Source organism: Qipengyuania sp. NPDC077410 (assembly GCF_044543405.1).
In the GTDB taxonomy this organism is placed as follows: domain Bacteria; phylum Pseudomonadota; class Alphaproteobacteria; order Sphingomonadales; family Sphingomonadaceae; genus Qipengyuania; species Qipengyuania pacifica.
This window is the reverse complement of sequence record NZ_JBITWB010000004.1, coordinates 91,522-107,961: the sequence shown is the minus strand read 5'-3', so window position 1 is coordinate 107,961 and position 16,440 is coordinate 91,522. Positions and strand designations below refer to the sequence as shown.

The window sequence follows — 16,440 nt, the reverse complement described above, 5'->3', positions numbered from 1 at the left end:
AGCATCTCCGCTAGGGGCGCGACCGAAACAAGCAGTGCCACTGGGCGTTGACGCTACGGCACCCTAATCGAAAGCACACTTCATGTCCCGCGACCTGCGCAACGTGGCGATCATCGCCCACGTCGACCATGGCAAGACCACTCTTGTCGATCAGCTTTTCCGCCAGTCCGGCACCTTCCGCGAAAACCAGCGCGTGGAAGAACGCGCGATGGATTCGAACGACCTGGAAAAAGAACGCGGGATCACGATCCTTGCAAAGTGCACCAGCGTCGAGTGGAACGGAAAGCGCATCAATATCGTCGATACCCCGGGCCACGCCGACTTCGGCGCCGAGGTCGAGCGTATCCTTTCGATGGTCGATGGCGTGATCCTGCTGGTAGATAGCGCCGAAGGCCCGATGCCGCAGACCAAGTTCGTTACCGGCAAGGCACTCGCCCTCGGTCTGCGTCCGATCGTTGTGGTCAACAAGATCGACCGCGGCGATGCGCGTCCCCAGGAAGTTCTCGACGAAGTCTTCGACCTCTTCGCTTCGCTCGATGCCAATGACGACCAGCTCGATTTCCCCAGCCTGTGGGCTTCGGGCCGCGATGGTTATGCCAGCGATGACGAGCACGCCCGCGACGGCAATCTCGAACCGCTGTTCCAGTTGATCGTCGACCACGTACCTGCGCCGGGCCTCGATGCGGAAGCGCCTTTCAGCTTCCTCGCCACTCTGCTCGATCGCGACAATTTCATGGGCCGTGTTCTGACCGGACGCGTTCAGTCGGGCAAATTGAACGTCAACGATCCGATCCATGCGCTCGATTCACATGGCAATGTGATCGAAGTCGGCCGCGCGACGAAGCTGCTGAGCTTCGATGGCCTCGACCGCGTGCCGGTCGATAGCGCCGAAGCGGGCGACATCATCGCTCTTGCAGGTCTGGAAAAAGCCACGGTGTCGAACACCGTCGCAGATCCGAGCGTAAAGACGCCGATCGAAGCCCAGCCGATCGATCCGCCTACGCTCGCCATGCAGTTCTCGGTCAATGACAGCCCCCTCGCCGGTCGCGAAGGCAGCAAGGTCACCAGCCGCATGATCCGCGATCGCCTTTACCGCGAAGCGGAAACCAATGTCGCCATCCGCATTACGGAAAGCGAAGACAAGGACAGTTTCGAAGTCGCCGGTCGTGGCGAACTCCAGCTCGGCGTGCTCATCGAAACGATGCGCCGCGAAGGGTTCGAGCTCGGCATCAGCCGCCCACGCGTGCTTTTCCGCACCGAAGATGGTCAGCGTATGGAGCCGTTCGAAACGGTCGTCATCGACGTGGACGACGAACACTCCGGCACCGTCGTCGAGAAGATGCAGCGCCGCAAGGCAGAGCTTACCGAGATGCGCCCGTCCGGCCAGGGCAAGACGCGCATCACCTTCTCCGCTCCCAGCCGCGGCCTTATCGGTTACCACGGCGAATTCCTGTCCGACACGCGCGGCACGGGCATCATGAACCGCCTGTTCGAGAAGTACGATACCTATCGCGGCCCCATCGAAGGACGCCAGAACGGCGTGCTTATCTCGATGGTCCCGGGTGAAGCAGTCCCCTATGCGCTTAACGCGCTGGAAGACCGCGGCGAATTGTTCATCCGTGGCGGCGCCAAGATCTATGAAGGCATGATCATCGGCGAAAATGCCAAGCCGGACGATCTCGAAGTGAACCCGATGAAGTCGAAGCAGCTCACGAACTTCCGTTCGACCGGCAAAGACGACGCCATCCGCCTGACTCCTCCCCGCGTCATGACGCTGGAACAGGCCATCGCCTATATCGATGACGACGAAATGGTCGAAGTCACGCCCGAGAGCATTCGCCTGCGCAAGGCGATCCTCGATCCGCATGAACGCAAGCGCGCCAAGCGCGCAGCGCAGAGCTAAGCTCTTCGCCGACGCTGCCGTCGGCATCGGCTACGGAAAGTAGCGCGGCGGCAGCAGCAAATCGGGCATACAAAAAGGGCGGCCGCAGCAATGCGACCGCCCTTTCTATTTTAGCTTGTGACCTGGATCAGAAGCGGAAGTTGAGACCCGCACGGAACGAGTTCACTTCGAGCTGACGTCCGGTCGAACGCAGGTTCGTTTCGCCCGAGTCGAGCAGGAACGGGTTGGTTGCAGGAGCCGAACCGGCGCCGACTACAACGTAATAATCGTCCTTTTCGAAGTGGGTACGAAGGTATTCCACGTTCAGGCTGATGCTGTCGGTCAGGTAGATTTCTGCACCTGCGCCGTACTGTGCACCCCACAGCCACTCATCGCCGTTCACCGGGGTGAAGCTGTTGGCAGTGTTGGTCGTGGTGAATTCGTGATCGATCCGGCCATACGTCACACCACCGGTGGCGTAGAGAAGACCGCGGCCATCACCGGGCGAGATACCGAGGCGTGCGCGAAGAGCGCCAGCATAATCGATCTCACGGGCAATGGTGTAGCTCGCAGGCGTCGTGCTGAACCCGGTGGTGTAATCGGTAGCGTTCGACTTCGAACCTTCCAGCACCACACCGGCTACGAACATGTCGCCGATGCGACGGTCCATACCGATCTTGATGGCGTAGCCTAGTTCCTGCTCGTCATCGCTGCAGGTCGGCGTAGCCGGACCGGCATTCGGCCGACCGTTGCACAGGCCGGGCGAGAACGCATCTGCACCGGTAATGGTGCGCACGACATCGTTGTATTCACCGTCGCCGTCGGTGTCGAAAGCCAGACCTTCGTCCTTGCCATCGTCGATGGATTCGACGCTGAGCGTGCCGCCGACATAGACGCCGTTGAAGTAGTCCGGATTGCTGTCCTGCGCGAAGGCAGGCTGAGCGATTGCGCCCGCCAGAACGGCGGTTGCCAGAAGTGTCGATTTTTTCATTGAGAAACCCTGTAACTGTTTGACCCTGTTGCAACACAGACGCCCGAGGCTGGCCCGCGTTCCCTTGCTATATGCAGCTTTTCTGAAGTGTCGCTTTCAAGTCACACTTGGGTTTTTGCATCGGCGCGGTATCGATGACGCGCAGCGGCGGTTTTCCACCCGAAACCCGTGCAGTGGCCATTGGTCCGCGGTTCTGTTAAAGGGCGCACCCATGCCAACGGGAACATATATTTCACTCGCCTTATATTTTATTCTCATGATCGCAATCGGTCTGTGGGCTTGGAAACGCTCCACCGATACCAGCGAAGGGTATCTCCTCGCCGGTCGCAATCTGCACCCTGCGGTGGCCGCGCTTTCGGCTGGCGCGTCCGACATGAGCGGCTGGTTACTGCTCGGCCTACCCGGCGCGCTCTATGCCAGCGGCCTGGTCGAAGCATGGATCGGCATCGGTCTTTTCATCGGCGCACTGGCCAACTGGTTCATCGTGGCGCCGCGTCTGCGCGAACAGACCGAGAGCTACGGCAATGCGCTGACCATTCCGGAATTCCTCGCCAATCGCTTCCCTGATAGGGCCGTGGCGCTGCGGGTCGTGTCGGCTTTGATCGTGGTGGTCTTCTTCGCGGTCTATACCGCCGCAGGACTTGTCGGTGGCGGCAAGCTGTTCGAAACGAGCTTTGCAGGACTGTTCGGCGATGTTGGCATGTCCGATTACATGCTGGGCATCTGGATCACGGCGCTTGTGGTGCTTGCCTATACCATGGTTGGCGGTTTCCTGGCTGTGAGCCTGACGGACTTCGTCCAGGGCCTCATCATGGTTGTCGCGCTGGTCGTAATGCCCTTGGTCGTGATGTTCGGCGAAGGTGGCAGTGGGGGCGGTTCGCTCACGCAGGTTCCTGTCGAAGGCTTTCTCAGCCTTACCAACGGCCTGACCGTGCTTGGCTTCATCAGCGCTGTGACCTGGGGTCTTGGCTACTTCGGCCAGCCGCATATTATCGTGCGCTTCATGGCAATCGATACGGTGGCGAAAGTACGGCCCGCTCGTAACATCGGCATGACGTGGATGGGCGTAGCCCTGCTCGGCTCCATCGGCATCGGGATCGCGGGCCGCGCCTTTACGCAGCGCAATGGCATTGTCGTCGAAGATCCCGAAACGATCTTCATCGTCCTGGCGAACCTATTGTTCCATCCACTGGTGACCGGCTTCCTTCTGGCTGCGCTACTGGCAGCCATCATGTCGACGATTTCCTCCCAGCTCCTGGTCGCATCCAGTTCGCTGACCGAGGATTTCTACAAGCTCTTCTTCCGCAAGAATGCCTCCGAACGCGAAAGCGTGAATGTGGGGCGCATCTGCGTCGCTCTCGTGGCCATCGCAGCGATCATCATAGCCAGCGACCCCGAGAGCGAGGTGCTCGGCCTCGTTTCCAACGCATGGGCCGGCTTCGGTGCGGCGTTCGGGCCGCTTATCATCCTGTCGCTGACGTGGGATCGCATGACGGGCACCGGTGCAGTTGCCGGTCTCGTTACTGGTGCTGCCGTTGTCATGGCCTGGATCGCGCTCGGCTGGAATTCGGCACTGCCGGGAATGAATCAGGGCCTGTACGAGATCGTTCCCGGCTTCATTGCCGCCTGGATTGCAATCGTCATGGTGAGCAAGGCAACGTCGGGAACGACCGAGCGCCCCTTGCCAGCCTGACACGCTTTCTTCACACGTCTCCCAAACGGAGGAGACGAATATGAAAGCGTTACTGGCCGGCGCTGCCGCCCTTGCCCTGACCGTGAGCCCTGCCACAGCGCAGGTCTCCGCGGATAAGCCCTCTGTCGAGCAGCAGATTGGCGCCGGCGGCCGTCCGGTCGGCGCGAACTGGTCGCGCAGTCCGGTAATCGCACAGCATGGCATGGCGGCCACCGCGCATCCTCTTGCCACGCAAGTCGCGCTCGACGTTCTCAAGGATGGCGGCAACGCGGTCGATGCGGCGATTGCCGCCAATGCCGCGCTCGGCCTGATGGAACCCACGGGCAATGGCATAGGCGGCGATCTGTTCGCGATCATCTATGATCCCAAGAGCGGAAAGCTTTACGGAATCAACGGTTCGGGCCGCAGCCCCAAGGGCCAGACGCTCGACCAGCTCAAGCAGAAACTGAACGGCGCCGATGCCCTGCCTCCTTATGGCGCCTTGCCGATTACCATTCCGGGCACGGTTGATGCGTGGTTTGCCATGCACGAACGGTTCGGCAAGCGTCCGATGGCCGATAACCTCGCACCTGCCATACGGTATGCCCGCGAAGGCCACCCCATCGCCCCGGTCATCGGCATGTATCTCGACCGGGCGTTCAAGGCCTACTCCGCGCGCGAGGATGAATTCGATTTCTCCAATGCGCGCAAGGTCTGGTTCGCCGACGGCGCCGCCCCCGAGGCTGGTGAGATTTTCCGCAACCCCGACCTTGCCAATACGCTCGAGACCATCGCCCGCGAGGGGCGTGACGCCTATTACGATGGTGCGCTCACCGATGTCATGGTGGACTATCTCCAGGCTCAGGGCAGCGCCTTCACCCGCGAAGATTTCGCCTCCCATCACAGCGAGTGGGTCGAGCCTGCCTGTGCGGAATACAAGGATGGCTACGAACTGTGCGAATTGCCACCGAACAGCCAGGGCTTTGCTGCTTTGCAGATGGTCAACATTCTCAAGAATATCGACCTGTCGCAGTGGGAGCGTGGCAGTCCTGAAGCGATGCACTATCTCGTGGAAGCGAAGCGCCTCGCTTACGCTGACGTTGCACGTTTCTACGCCGATCCGGATTTCAGCCCGTTCCCGCAGGCCTTGCTATCGGACGAATACGGTGCGGAGCGGTTCGGACTCATCGATCCGGCTCGTGCCACTCCGGAATTCGGACCGGGCGAGCCGAAGCTGGAGGGCGAAGGCGATACCACCTACATGACAGTGGTGGACGGCGATGGCATGATGGTCAGCCTTATCCAGTCGAACTATCGCGGCATGGGCGGCGGGCTGGTTGCGCCCGGCACCGGCTTCATGTTCCAGGATCGCGGCGAGCTATTCAGCCTCGATCCGGCGCATCCCAATGCCTACGAACCCGGAAAGCGCCCCTTCCAGACGATCATCCCGGCGTTCGTGAAGAAGGATGGCCAGCCCTACATGACCCTTGGCCTCATGGGCGGCGGCATGCAGCCGCAAGGCCATGTGCAGGTGCTGGTCAACATCGTCGATTACGGCATGAACCTGCAGGAAGCGGGCGATGCCGCACGCTTCAACCACGATGGTGGCCCACAGCCGACAGAGGCCCTGAACGGTCCCTTTGCCGACCCGCTCGGCACCCTCTTCGTCGAACCCGGCATTCCCGCCGAAACGGTGGAGCGGTTGCAGGCCATGGGGCACAAGGTCGAAGTGATCGACAACGGCATCATGTTCGGCGGATATCAGGCGATCGCCCGGGAGCCCGAAACCGGCGTGCTGACCGGCGCAACCGAAATGCGCAAGGATGGGCAGGCCAGCGGGTACTGATCCCGCCCCGGCCTGCCCTTTCCGGCAACCTTAGAAGTCGACCGAGACCGATCCCCGGAAGGTACGCGGGCGCCCCTGCAGCAGCCGCGCCGTGTCTCCAGATGCGAACGCGCTGTATGACGAGCTCCAGAACCGTTCGTCGGTCACATTGTCGACGCCAAAGCGCAGGGTGATCGGCGCGCCGCCCGCTGCAAGCACATAGCGGGCTCCGAGGTCGAGCGTGGTCCAGTCGTCCAGATAGCTGGTATTGGTCACGTTTGCAGCCTGCTCGCCCGTATGGATGGCGCGTCCGGTCAGGGTGAAACCGGGCACGAAGGGCACGTCCCATTCGACATTGGCGTTAAGGGTATAGTCGGGCACACCCAGCGCATCGTTGCCTTCGTTCACACCTCCAGGGGTGCGCTTGAGCTTCGCATCGACCACCGACCCGCCGGCTATCAGGCGCAGTCCATCTGTCGGCTGGACCGTAAAGAACAGCTCGATCCCACGGTTGCGCTGCTCGCCATAGCGGCCGAACCGTAGCTGCCCCGGCACGTCGGGATCAATCGCGAGATAACTGCTGGGCTGTTCGATCGTGAATAGCGCAAGGCTCGCCTGTACGCGGTCCAGCCCGATCTTTCCGCCGACTTCATATTGCACGGACCGCGCCGGTGCGAGCGCCTGTCCACCATTGGTAACCGGCAATTCTCCCGATCCGGGATTGTCTGGATCGATACCGCTGACAGGCGCGCGGGCGCCGGGTTGCAGCCCCTCGATACGGTTGGCGAACAGCGAAATTCGCTCGGTCGGCTTGACCACCAGGCCGACAACCGGGGTAATCGCAGAGGTGCTGAGCCGGCCCGTGAAGTCACCGGTCGCAACGTCGTAGTTCTTCTGCGTGATTTCCTGAAGCCGCAACCCACCCGTCAGCAGGATGCGATCGTTCCAGAAACCGATAGTGTCGGAACCAAATGCGCTAAGCTGGACCGATCGCGAATTGAGCTTGGGATCGTCCAGAGATCCCCGCTGGCAAAAGTGCTGACAGGGGAAATGGGCGCGTCCACAGGGTCGTAAAGATTGGTGTCGTACCCCGCGCGGAAATCGAAGGCGGTACGAAATTGCTGCCAGTTGATATTGCCGCCGAAGTTGATTTCGTGCGTGACGGCCTCGCCCAGTTTGACGCGCAGCCCCGCTTCCACTGCCTCATTGTTGATGCGCGCGGGAATGATGGACGGGCCGATCGTGCCAGCACCGGTGTCGGCATCGGTTATGGTGATCCCGGCGTAAGTGCCCTCCTCATTGCCATCCAGCGCGCCGCCACTGACATAAAGCATGGCATTATCGGCTACATCGTATTCGATGCGGGCAAGGCCGAAAATGTCCTGCAGCTCGGTACGGGCGAAAGACGGACCATAATTGAGATCCGCCTCGGGCACTTCGGGAATTGCGCCGTTGCCGATCACTACCTGCGGGCGAAGATGGTTCACCTCATAACGCTGATAGGCGCCATCCAGCGTGACCCGCAGATTATCGGTAGTCCAGTCGAACGATACGCCGCCAACGATTGTGCGGCGAAACTCGTCGTTCACTGCGACATCGCCGCTGCGATAGGCACCGTTGACCCGCACACCGAACTGGTCATTTTCGCCAAACCGGCGGGCAATGTCTGCGCTGCCGCCGAAATGGCTGTCGGACAGATAGCTTGCCGTGACGCGCGTCAGCGGGCTGTCACCTGCACGCTTAAGCTGCAGGCTCACATTGCCGCCGATCCCGGTTCCGCCCGGCGCCGCGCCATTCAGAAATGCGTTCGCCCCATTCAGCACCTGAACACCCGAATACAGCTCGGGCGCGATCAGCTGGCGTGGGCTGATGCCGTAAAGACCGTTCATCCCGATATCGTCGCCGTAAAGCGGGAAACCGCGGATCACGAACTGTTCCGCTGCATTTCCGAACGCGTAGGTAGTCCGGATCGAAGGGTCGTTTTCCAGAACCTCTCCCAATGTCAGCGGTTGCTGGTTCAGGATCAGGCTTTCATCGAATGTGCGCACCACGAACGGTACGTCCAGAGCATCCTTGGCGCCCAGAACTCCCAGCGTTCCGCCCGCGATGACTTCCGTCTGATTGGCCCGCTGGGCGGAAACGACGATCACTTCCTGTGACGTCCCGTCCTGCGCCTGCGCAGGGGCAGCAATGACCGCGGCAATGGCAAGTGCCGGAAGCGGGAGGAGGTGCAGTTTCATCTTTGGTTCTTTCTTCGGTTCTAGCGGGAAGTACGGCGCACCAGCGCCGCGAAAATGACGGCCGGGGCAATGCCGACCAGGATCCAGGCTATAAGGTCACGCGCGCCATCGCCGGTCAGTCCGAGTACGAGTCCGGCGATGGAAGCCACGCCGATCGCAATCGGCCAGCGAAACACCGTGGCAGTGCTCTGACGATGCCGCGTCCTGTGGCTCACGCGCACATCTCCTTGCGCGCACCGAGGGCGATCTCATCGACGCGGCGGTCGATCTCCCCGCCGCGGCGGCGTAGCCACAAAAAGATGCCGGTCCACAGCACCCAGATCGTTGCCAGCGTCAGCAGCGCCCACAGGATTTTGAGCGGCAAGCCACCATAATCGCCGAAGTGGAGCGGCTTGGACATCATCAGTGCCTGATTGATTGCAGGCATGGTCCGCGCATCCGTGAGTTCGCCCGTCGCAGCATCGACTAGCGCCGGGGTCAGCAGGTGTTCCGTGACAGGGCGGTCGCCCTGAAAGAAAATCGCATAATGATGACCGGAACTCCACGATCCACCGGGAAATCCGATGAACTGCGGGTTACGGCCAGGCAGTGCGTCCTGCGCCGCAGCCATGGCCTTGTCGATCGAACCGTAATCTGCGGGCGCCAGGGGCTGCGAACTGGCATAGGCGGCCGTCATTTCCGCAATTTCGCCATTGCGCCACGCGTCCGTCAGCGGATCGGCAAAGGCATTGATGGCACCCGTCGCGCCTACGACGAGCGCCCAGACCAGCGTGACGATACCAAGGAAATTATGCCGATCGAGCCGTTTGACGCGCAGGCTGCGTCGTGTGCGCAGCGTGCCGAACCGCAGCCGGCGCATGAATGGTGCATACAGTACCGTGCCGGATATCAGGGCGACGATGAAGCTGATGCCCATTACGCCGAGAAAAAGCATCCCGGGCAGGCCGAGAAACATGTCCGTATGCAGTTGCAGCAGAAAGTCGAGCAGCGGATTGACCGGCGCAGGCCCCAGCGCTTCGCCTGTAACGCGATCGAGAAATTGGAGATGCATGTCACCGCTTGCCGCATCCGGCGCCGGGCCGCTCGTAACGGTCAGCAGCGGGCTGTCCTGACTGAACGCCATGAACAGAGGGACTTCACCGGGCCGTTCCGCCAGTGCGCGGTCCAGCATCGTATCCAGCGGTAGTCCGCCTTCTGACGAAGCGACGCCCGACAGCGATTTCTCCGTATCGAAGCCCATGGCGGCATCGATCTCGTCGTGAAAGATCAGTGGCAGTCCGCTCACGCACAACATGAGCAGGAACGCCGTCGGGATGAGGCTGCTCCATTTATGGATCAGATACCAGATTCGGATAGTCGTGCGGCTCACGCCCCGCGCGTTACGAACTCATGGACGGAATGGCAATGATAATCATTCGCAATAGCATGGCTGCGTGTTTGCGTTGCTGAATTTCTACACTTGAGGCGCTCGGGTGCATCTCTGTTTAAAGTCCGTTAGGACGAAATTAAACATGTCTGGTAAATACATCCCTCGATGCGATTGCAGCCTGCCTTCTTAGCCTTTCTCCTTCTGGCCCTGGCGGGTTGCGGCGCAGTACCTGGTTCCAAGCCGACTGAACGGGTCGCGCGGCAGGCAGGGTCCGTCCCTGTTGCTGTTGCGCGACCCGAAGTTCGCCAGTGCCAGGCCGAACTGGGGCAGACTGGGTCTCGCTTCTCTCCTTTGACGGACAGGTTTTACGGAGCTGGCTGCTCGACCACGAACAGCGTGAGCCTGGAGGGCGTCGGCGGCGACCGGGGCGAATTTACTGTCACAAATCTGGGTGCTGTGGCCTGTCCGCTCGCCGATACTTTTGCCGCCTGGGCGCGGTACGGGGTCGATCGTGCAGCACGCCAGATCCTTGGCAGCCCGCTGGTTCGCATCGAAACCATGGGCAGCTACTCCTGCCGCAATGTCGCCGGAACCGGCCGTTTGAGCGCCCATTCGCGCGCCGAAGCGATCGATGTATCCGCTTTCGTCCTGGCCGATGGACGCCGTATTTCGGTATTATCGGGCTGGAATGCCTCGCGCCAGGAACGCGAATTCCTGCAGGTCATCCATAAAAGTGCGTGCAAGCGCTTCGGCACCGTACTGGGTCCCGATTACAATCGGGCGCATCACGACCACTTCCATCTGGAACATGGAACAGGAAGTTTCTGCCGCTAGGCCGCGTTGGCCCCGATCTCTGGTGTTGGATCGTCACCCAGCCGCGCTTCGAAAAACAGCTTCACTGCCTTGGCCAGATGATCGGCATCGAGCTTCGTCATCATGTTGGCCCGGTGGATTTCCACCGTGCGCGGACTGATATGGAGCTCGCGCGCAATGACCTTGTTGCTGCACCCTTCGGTCAACCAGTCGAGCACCTGCCGCTCGCGCGGAGACAGGTTGGCGATCCTGTCGCGCGCTTCCGCAATTCTGCGCCGTGCCATCACGTGATTGTCGGCATCGGTCAAAGTGCGCGAAATCGCTTGGGTGACCCTCTCGCCGCGCAGTGGCAGCTTCATATAGTCCAGAACGCCCGCCTTGATCGCTTCCACCACATGGGTCGGTCGCGGTTCCAAAGACGTTGCTATGACAGGGATCCAATACCCTTCGTCTGACAACGCCTTGAGGACGAACGCAGCGCTTTCGCCCTCCGTATCGTCATAGGCCAGGACTAGGCCCGATTGAGGGGGACGCTCCATGAGCTCGGCGACATTAGCATAGATTTCGGAATGAAGCCCAAGACTGTAAATCAGATGAGCCTGCTCCGCCCTGCATCTGCTATTACCACCTACGATATGTACCGTATGTCGTTCGTTCATGATTGACGAGGTGAGGGAATCCGGCACCGACCGTATATCCGTAATATTACGGGTGCGGATTATTACCGAGGCCACAGACCTCCGATCGGGTAATTTTACCTAGTCGATACGCTATAGTAAAACCCTGTTTTCGTTAATCTTCTCGGTAAAAGCTGTAATCGGGCAAGGAATGAAAAGCGTTTTTGAGCGCATCGCCCCAGCTCGAAGAGATCGCCTGGAAGTACGGATCGTCATGCGTGATGCGATGTTCGTGCTTCGGTTTGAACCCGTTGCGTTCGATCACCTGCAGGTCCAGCGGCAAACCGACCGAAAGGTTCGCCTTCAGCGTGGAATCGAAACTGACCATCAGCAGTTTCACTGCATCTTCCATGCTCATTTCGGGATCATAGCCGCGGATGATGATCGGTCGGCCGTATTTGGTCTCGCCGATCTGGAAGAACGGGGTGTCCCGGCTCGCCTCGATGAAGTTGCCTTCGGGGTAGACCATGAACAGCCGCGGCTCCATACCGGCAATCTGCCCTGCGACGATGATCGACGCGGTGAAGCGCCCCCTGCCCTTCACCCCGTTCGAATCCTGGCGTTCCGCGATGATCGTTCGCAGCAGCTTGCCGATTTCGGTCGCGACCTGGAACATGGTCGGCGATTTGAGGATGATGTTGTCCCGCTCGTCCGGTTCCTTCATCCGTTCTTCGAGCTGGCTGATGACCGCTTGCGTGCTGGCCAGATTGCCGGCCGTCAGCAGGGTGATGATCCGCTCGCCCGGGACGTTCCAGGTGAACATCTTGCGAAAGACCGAGATATTGTCGACGCCGGAATTGGTGCGCGTATCGCTCATCAGGACGAGTCCCTTGTCGAGCATCATGCCCACGCAATACGTCATCTGGATTTTCCTCTCGGCAGAATTACTGCTGCACTTGCTGCTGCTCTACCGCCACATCGACTTCGAGCACGGTTGACGTCGTGCCGAAACTGATTCCGGTCACAGGCGCGGCATCGCGATAATCGCGGCCGGTTGCAACCCGTACATATCGTTCGTCCGGGCTGATCCCGTTGGAAATATCGAATCCGACCCAGCCGAGTTCGTCGACATAGGCTTCCGCCCAGGCATGGCCCGCCTCCTGCTCGACCCGGTCGTTCATCATCAGATAGCCGCTGACATATCGCGCCGGAATGCCCAGCGATCGGGCGATGCCGATGAAGATATGCGCGTGGTCCTGGCACACGCCGTTTGCCGCCGCATAGGCCTCTTCGGCGATGGTGCGCGAATGGGTCGTCCCGGTCTTGTATTCGACCCGGTCGAGGATCGCGCCGGACAGGTGATGCAACGTATCGAGGCGACTTTCGCTGCGCTTGCCCACTTCGCCGGCCAGCTTGCGCATACCGGGGCCCGGCGTCGTCTGCGGCGTCTGCGCCAGAAAGCTCCACAGCGGAAGATGTCCTGCATGGCGCCCGATCACGCCCGCATGATCGTGGGTATCCACCCGCCCATGGCAAGTGACGGTCACTTCCTGCGCCCCGGTTTCGACCGAGACCAGGTTTACCGTGTTGTGATGCTGGTCCTCGTAAACGAACTCGGGATGGGCATTGTGATATTCCATCTCCCATTCGAGGATTTCCTGCCCCTGCGTCTGCTTCGGGGTCAGCCGCAGGCGCTGCAACGCATGAACGACGGGCGTGTCGAATAGATAGCGAGTCGTATGACGGATAGAGAGGCGCATCAGGCAAGGAACCTGTAATCTGTGGCGATCGCTTGTCCGATCGCGACGTTCGACGCCATGAAGTCGACAAGGAACTCGTGCAGCCCCTGATCGAAGACGTCCTCGATGGTAAGGTCGGCTATTCGCGTATCCGCCTCGCGCATCAGGCTGTTGCTGACGCCTTCCTGGCCGTGCAGCCGGGCCAGCGCTGCAAGATTGGCACGCAGTTCGGAATGGCAGAACGCCAGGCTGCGCGGGAATCCGTCGTCCAGTATCAGGAATTCGCAGATCCCGCGGGCATCGATCTGTCCGGCGTTGAGCCAGCGATAGGCGCGGTCCCCGGAAACGGAGCGCAGGACCTGATCCCACTGCCCTGTATCCAGGCTCGATCCGACGTAGGAAAGCGACGGCAGCAACAGGTAGTATTTGATGTCGAGAATACGGGCGATGCTGTCGCCGCGCTCGATGAAGGTGCCGGCCTGTGCAAAGTGGTACCCTTCGTCGCGCAGCATGGAACCTTCCATCGCCCCGTGTGCCAGCGTGCCGGCGCGCCGGATAGTGGCGACCGTATCCATGACGCGGTTCTCGCCTACCGGCTTTGCCAGCTGGTCCTTGATCTCCAGCCAGGGTTCGTTGATCGCTTCCCACAACTCGCTGCTGATCGCATTGCGCGCCTGCCGCGCATTCTGGCGAACCTGCCCGAACATGGCGAGGATCGAGGACGGATTGTCCTTGTCGCGAAGAATATGGTTCCAGGTCTGCATGCCCGTATATGTCGCATGCTTCGCCTCGTATCCGACGCGCTGTCCGGCCGTGGCGATGACCGATCGCCATTCTTCCTCCGCCGTCACCAGATCGCGGGTCAGCGCCATGCGCAGACCGGCATCGAGAAGACGCGCCGTGTTTTCCGCCCGCTCGAGATAGCGGAACATCCAGAACAGGCCGTTGGCAGTCCGCCCTAACATGATGAATTCCCGCGCATCAGTCTTTCAGCACCCAGGTATCCTTGGTGCCCCCGCCCTGGCTTGAATTCACGACTAGCGAGCCTTCTTTCAGCGCGACACGCGTGAGCCCACCGGGCGTAATGTCGATCTTGTCCGGGGAAACCAGCACGAAGGGCCGCAGATCGACGTGGCGCGGCACCAGCCCCTTCTTCGTAAAGATCGGGCAGGTCGAAAGCGCCAGCGTCGGCTGGGCAATGTAATTCCACGGCTTGTCGACGATCTTGCGCCGGAATTCCTCGATTTCCTTCTTGGTCGCGGTCGGACCGATCAGCATTCCGTACCCGCCGGAACCGTGCACTTCCTTCACCACCAGCTCGGCCAGATTGTCGAGGACGTATTTGCAGGATTCCTCATCTGCGCAGCGATGGGTTTCGACATTGGGCAGCAACGGCTTTTCGCCGGTATAGAACTCGACGATCTCGGGCATGAAGGAATAGATCGCCTTGTCGTCGGCAACGCCCGTCCCCGGCGCATTGGCAATGGTCACGCCGCCGCTGCGATAGACATCCATGATGCCCGGCACGCCCAGCACGCTGTCCTCGTTGAAGGTCAGCGGATCGAGGAATTCGTCGTCTACCCGCCGGTAAATCACATCGACGGGCTGGTAACCGTGGGTGGTACGCATCGCCACTCGACCGTCGACTACCCGCAGATCGCTGCCTTCGACCAGTTCGGCACCCATCTGGTCGGCCAGAAACGCATGCTCGAAATAGGCGGAATTGTAGATGCCCGGCGTCAGCACCGCGACGACCGGTTTGCCGCGCGTGCAATCGGGGGCACAGGCCGCAAGGCTCTTGGCCAGGCGGCGTGGATAGTCCGATACCTGCTCCACCGGGACCCGCATGAACAGCTCGGGGAACATGGCCATCATCGTCTCGCGGTTTTCCAGCATGTAGCTGACACCGGACGGCGTGCGGGCATTGTCTTCCAGCACATAGAATTCATCGGGCCCGGTGCGCACCAGGTCGATACCGACGATATGGGTATAAATCCCGCCGGGGGGCGTGAAGCCGACCATGTGCGGCAGCCATGCGGCATTATTGCTGAACAGTCGTTCGGGTATGCGGCCCGCACGGATGATCTCCTGCCGATGGTAGAGATCGTGCATGAATGCGTTGAGCGCCGATACGCGCTGCTCGATCCCGCGGGTGAGCTTGCGCCACTCGGCCGCGCTGATGACGCGCGGCACCATGTCGAACGGGATCAGCCGCTCTTCGGCTTCATTCTCGCCGTACACATTGAAAGTGATGCCGGTCTTGCGGAAATTGGTCTCGGCTTCGGCATGTTTGCGCCGAAGCAAGGCATTGTCCTGTCCGTCGAACCATTGGCAATAGCCTGCGTAGGCATCTCTCACGCCGCCATCCGGCTTGCGCATTTCGTCGAAATAATCGGCGCTGCCGGTCATGGGTCCCCGAACTGGATGTGCATGTCGTCCATGGACAAGACGACGCGAGGGCAGGAAGCCCCCCTTCAAGGGAACAAGTATCTAATCCCTATCCAGTTCCCCCAGCACAGCTTCGACCGCTTCATTTGTCAGCACGAAGCCCATGTGCGAACAGCGCAACGCGCGTGCGCGGTCACGCTCCCCCGGCTTGCCGCAGGCAGCGCGCGGATCGACGATCCCGTCGCACGGGCTCCAGAAAGCTACCGTTTCGACGGGGGGTTTCTCATGTACGACGGTATCGATCTCGGGTTCATCGACCCGGTGGCCGGCAATCGCCTGATAGGCACGCCAGCCATTGTTCGCTCGCGGGCTGCCGGAAAAAGGCGATCCCATCGTCACGACCTTTGCAACCTTGTCAGGATGGGCCTTTGCCAGTTCGCGCGCCATGACGCCGCCCAGGCTCCACCCGACCAGATAGATGGGCGTGCCGGTCCGGCGATAGATATCGACCAGGCGGCGTTCGACCATCTGGAACCGCGCCTGTGTGGCGCCGAAATTGTAGCCCAGCCCCCATTTCTTGGTGATGTGCCCGGCCTTTTCCAGCTTGCGCGCCATCCACCGCATACGGATGGGGTGGGCGCCAAACCCGGGCAGCAACATCACGGTCTTCGGAGTTTGGGCCGCCGGGATCTCCAGCGGCGGGCCTACCAGACGGCGCAACGGTTCGATCGGCCACAGGAATTCCCGCAGCATCAGCTGCCAGCGCGGTCCGCACGCGTCGTCGGGGCATGGCTCGGCGGCCAGGGCCCAACGTCGCGCGATTTCCTCGCGGTGCGTGATCACGGTGTCTTTGAACGGTAACGTTGCCATCACCGCGTAATAATGCGCGAAGCCGATTAATGGC

At 60.9% G+C, this 16,440-nt stretch carries 15 protein-coding genes; 4 read left to right on the top strand and 11 right to left on the bottom strand.

What is annotated here, in order from left to right; all coding sequences use genetic code 11:
• The first annotated feature begins 82 nt into the window (after positions 1-82).
• Positions 83-1,903 (top strand): translational GTPase TypA, encoded by a 1,821-nt coding sequence (gene typA, locus ACIGGE_RS15930; protein ID WP_196845724.1) that lies wholly within the window; start codon positions 83-85, stop codon positions 1,901-1,903.
• Positions 1,904-2,030: 127 nt separating this feature from the next.
• On the opposite strand, the gene ACIGGE_RS15925 is transcribed toward typA, so the two are convergent.
• Positions 2,031-2,873, bottom strand: a complete 843-nt coding sequence (locus tag ACIGGE_RS15925; RefSeq protein ID WP_103024302.1) for an outer membrane protein — start codon at positions 2,871-2,873, stop codon at positions 2,031-2,033.
• Between the two features lie 211 nt (positions 2,874-3,084).
• Between ACIGGE_RS15925 and putP the strand changes: the two genes are divergently transcribed.
• Complete coding sequence (gene putP, locus ACIGGE_RS15920) at positions 3,085-4,566, top strand: sodium/proline symporter PutP (RefSeq protein WP_397491077.1); 1,482 nt, start codon at positions 3,085-3,087, stop codon at positions 4,564-4,566.
• Positions 4,567-4,606: 40 nt separating this feature from the next.
• Positions 4,607-6,391, top strand: coding sequence for a gamma-glutamyltransferase (gene ggt, locus ACIGGE_RS15915; protein ID WP_397491076.1), 1,785 nt, complete (start codon positions 4,607-4,609; stop codon positions 6,389-6,391).
• A 30-nt stretch (positions 6,392-6,421) separates the two neighbouring features.
• On the opposite strand, the gene ACIGGE_RS15910 is transcribed toward ggt, so the two are convergent.
• Genes ACIGGE_RS15910 through ACIGGE_RS15895 form a run of 4 tightly spaced genes read right to left on the bottom strand, consistent with a single transcriptional unit; the run spans position 6,422 to position 9,979 of the window.
• Positions 6,422-7,327, bottom strand: a complete 906-nt coding sequence (locus ACIGGE_RS15910) for a TonB-dependent receptor (RefSeq protein WP_397491200.1) — start codon at positions 7,325-7,327, stop codon at positions 6,422-6,424.
• Complete coding sequence (locus tag ACIGGE_RS15905) at positions 7,297-8,610, bottom strand: TonB-dependent receptor (RefSeq protein ID WP_397491075.1); 1,314 nt, start codon at positions 8,608-8,610, stop codon at positions 7,297-7,299. Before ACIGGE_RS15905 ends, ACIGGE_RS15910 begins: the two co-directional genes overlap by 31 nt.
• A gap of 20 nt (positions 8,611-8,630) precedes the next feature.
• Positions 8,631-8,825, bottom strand: coding sequence for a hypothetical protein (locus ACIGGE_RS15900; protein ID WP_397491074.1), 195 nt, complete (start codon positions 8,823-8,825; stop codon positions 8,631-8,633).
• Positions 8,822-9,979 (bottom strand): PepSY-associated TM helix domain-containing protein, encoded by a 1,158-nt coding sequence (locus ACIGGE_RS15895; RefSeq protein WP_397491073.1) that lies wholly within the window; start codon positions 9,977-9,979, stop codon positions 8,822-8,824. Before ACIGGE_RS15895 ends, ACIGGE_RS15900 begins: the two co-directional genes overlap by 4 nt.
• A gap of 165 nt (positions 9,980-10,144) precedes the next feature.
• On the opposite strand from ACIGGE_RS15895, the gene ACIGGE_RS15890 reads away from it, so the two are divergent.
• Complete coding sequence (locus ACIGGE_RS15890) at positions 10,145-10,813, top strand: extensin family protein (RefSeq protein WP_397491072.1); 669 nt, start codon at positions 10,145-10,147, stop codon at positions 10,811-10,813.
• Here ACIGGE_RS15890 and ACIGGE_RS15885 read toward each other — a convergent pair.
• The 6 genes from ACIGGE_RS15885 to ACIGGE_RS15860 form a co-directional block, all read right to left on the bottom strand.
• Complete coding sequence (locus ACIGGE_RS15885) at positions 10,810-11,331, bottom strand: response regulator transcription factor (protein ID WP_397491071.1); 522 nt, start codon at positions 11,329-11,331, stop codon at positions 10,810-10,812. The two genes, ACIGGE_RS15890 and ACIGGE_RS15885, sit on opposite strands and share 4 nt — an antisense overlap.
• 253 nt (positions 11,332-11,584) lie before the next feature.
• Positions 11,585-12,331 (bottom strand): proteasome-type protease, encoded by a 747-nt coding sequence (locus ACIGGE_RS15880; RefSeq protein ID WP_103024294.1) that lies wholly within the window; start codon positions 12,329-12,331, stop codon positions 11,585-11,587.
• A gap of 22 nt (positions 12,332-12,353) precedes the next feature.
• Positions 12,354-13,169, bottom strand: a complete 816-nt coding sequence (locus tag ACIGGE_RS15875; protein ID WP_103024293.1) for a transglutaminase family protein — start codon at positions 13,167-13,169, stop codon at positions 12,354-12,356.
• Positions 13,169-14,113 (bottom strand): alpha-E domain-containing protein, encoded by a 945-nt coding sequence (locus ACIGGE_RS15870; protein WP_103024292.1) that lies wholly within the window; start codon positions 14,111-14,113, stop codon positions 13,169-13,171. The genes ACIGGE_RS15875 and ACIGGE_RS15870 overlap by 1 nt, the downstream gene beginning before the upstream one ends.
• A gap of 16 nt (positions 14,114-14,129) precedes the next feature.
• On the bottom strand, positions 14,130-15,557 hold the full coding sequence (locus ACIGGE_RS15865; protein WP_103024291.1) for a circularly permuted type 2 ATP-grasp protein: 1,428 nt from the start codon (positions 15,555-15,557) through the stop codon (positions 14,130-14,132).
• Between the two features lie 81 nt (positions 15,558-15,638).
• Positions 15,639-16,406: a triacylglycerol lipase gene (locus tag ACIGGE_RS15860; RefSeq protein WP_221598613.1), complete on the bottom strand. Its 768-nt coding sequence runs from the start codon at positions 16,404-16,406 to the stop codon at positions 15,639-15,641.
• Between the last annotated feature and the right edge of the window lie 34 nt (positions 16,407-16,440).

Coding starts and splice junctions, on each gene's coding strand:
- typA (WP_196845724.1), top strand. CDS start 83: ATGTCCCGCGACCTGCGCAACGTGGCGATCATCGCCCACGTCGACCAT.
- ACIGGE_RS15925 (WP_103024302.1), bottom strand. CDS start 2,873: ATGAAAAAATCGACACTTCTGGCAACCGCCGTTCTGGCGGGCGCAATC.
- putP (WP_397491077.1), top strand. CDS start 3,085: ATGCCAACGGGAACATATATTTCACTCGCCTTATATTTTATTCTCATG.
- ggt (WP_397491076.1), top strand. CDS start 4,607: ATGAAAGCGTTACTGGCCGGCGCTGCCGCCCTTGCCCTGACCGTGAGC.
- ACIGGE_RS15905 (WP_397491075.1), bottom strand. CDS start 8,610: ATGAAACTGCACCTCCTCCCGCTTCCGGCACTTGCCATTGCCGCGGTC.
- ACIGGE_RS15890 (WP_397491072.1), top strand. CDS start 10,145: ATGCGATTGCAGCCTGCCTTCTTAGCCTTTCTCCTTCTGGCCCTGGCG.
- ACIGGE_RS15885 (WP_397491071.1), bottom strand. CDS start 11,331: ATGGAGCGTCCCCCTCAATCGGGCCTAGTCCTGGCCTATGACGATACG.
- ACIGGE_RS15880 (WP_103024294.1), bottom strand. CDS start 12,331: ATGACGTATTGCGTGGGCATGATGCTCGACAAGGGACTCGTCCTGATG.
- ACIGGE_RS15875 (WP_103024293.1), bottom strand. CDS start 13,169: ATGCGCCTCTCTATCCGTCATACGACTCGCTATCTATTCGACACGCCC.
- ACIGGE_RS15870 (WP_103024292.1), bottom strand. CDS start 14,113: ATGTTAGGGCGGACTGCCAACGGCCTGTTCTGGATGTTCCGCTATCTC.
- ACIGGE_RS15865 (WP_103024291.1), bottom strand. CDS start 15,557: ATGACCGGCAGCGCCGATTATTTCGACGAAATGCGCAAGCCGGATGGC.
- ACIGGE_RS15860 (WP_221598613.1), bottom strand. CDS start 16,406: ATGGCAACGTTACCGTTCAAAGACACCGTGATCACGCACCGCGAGGAA.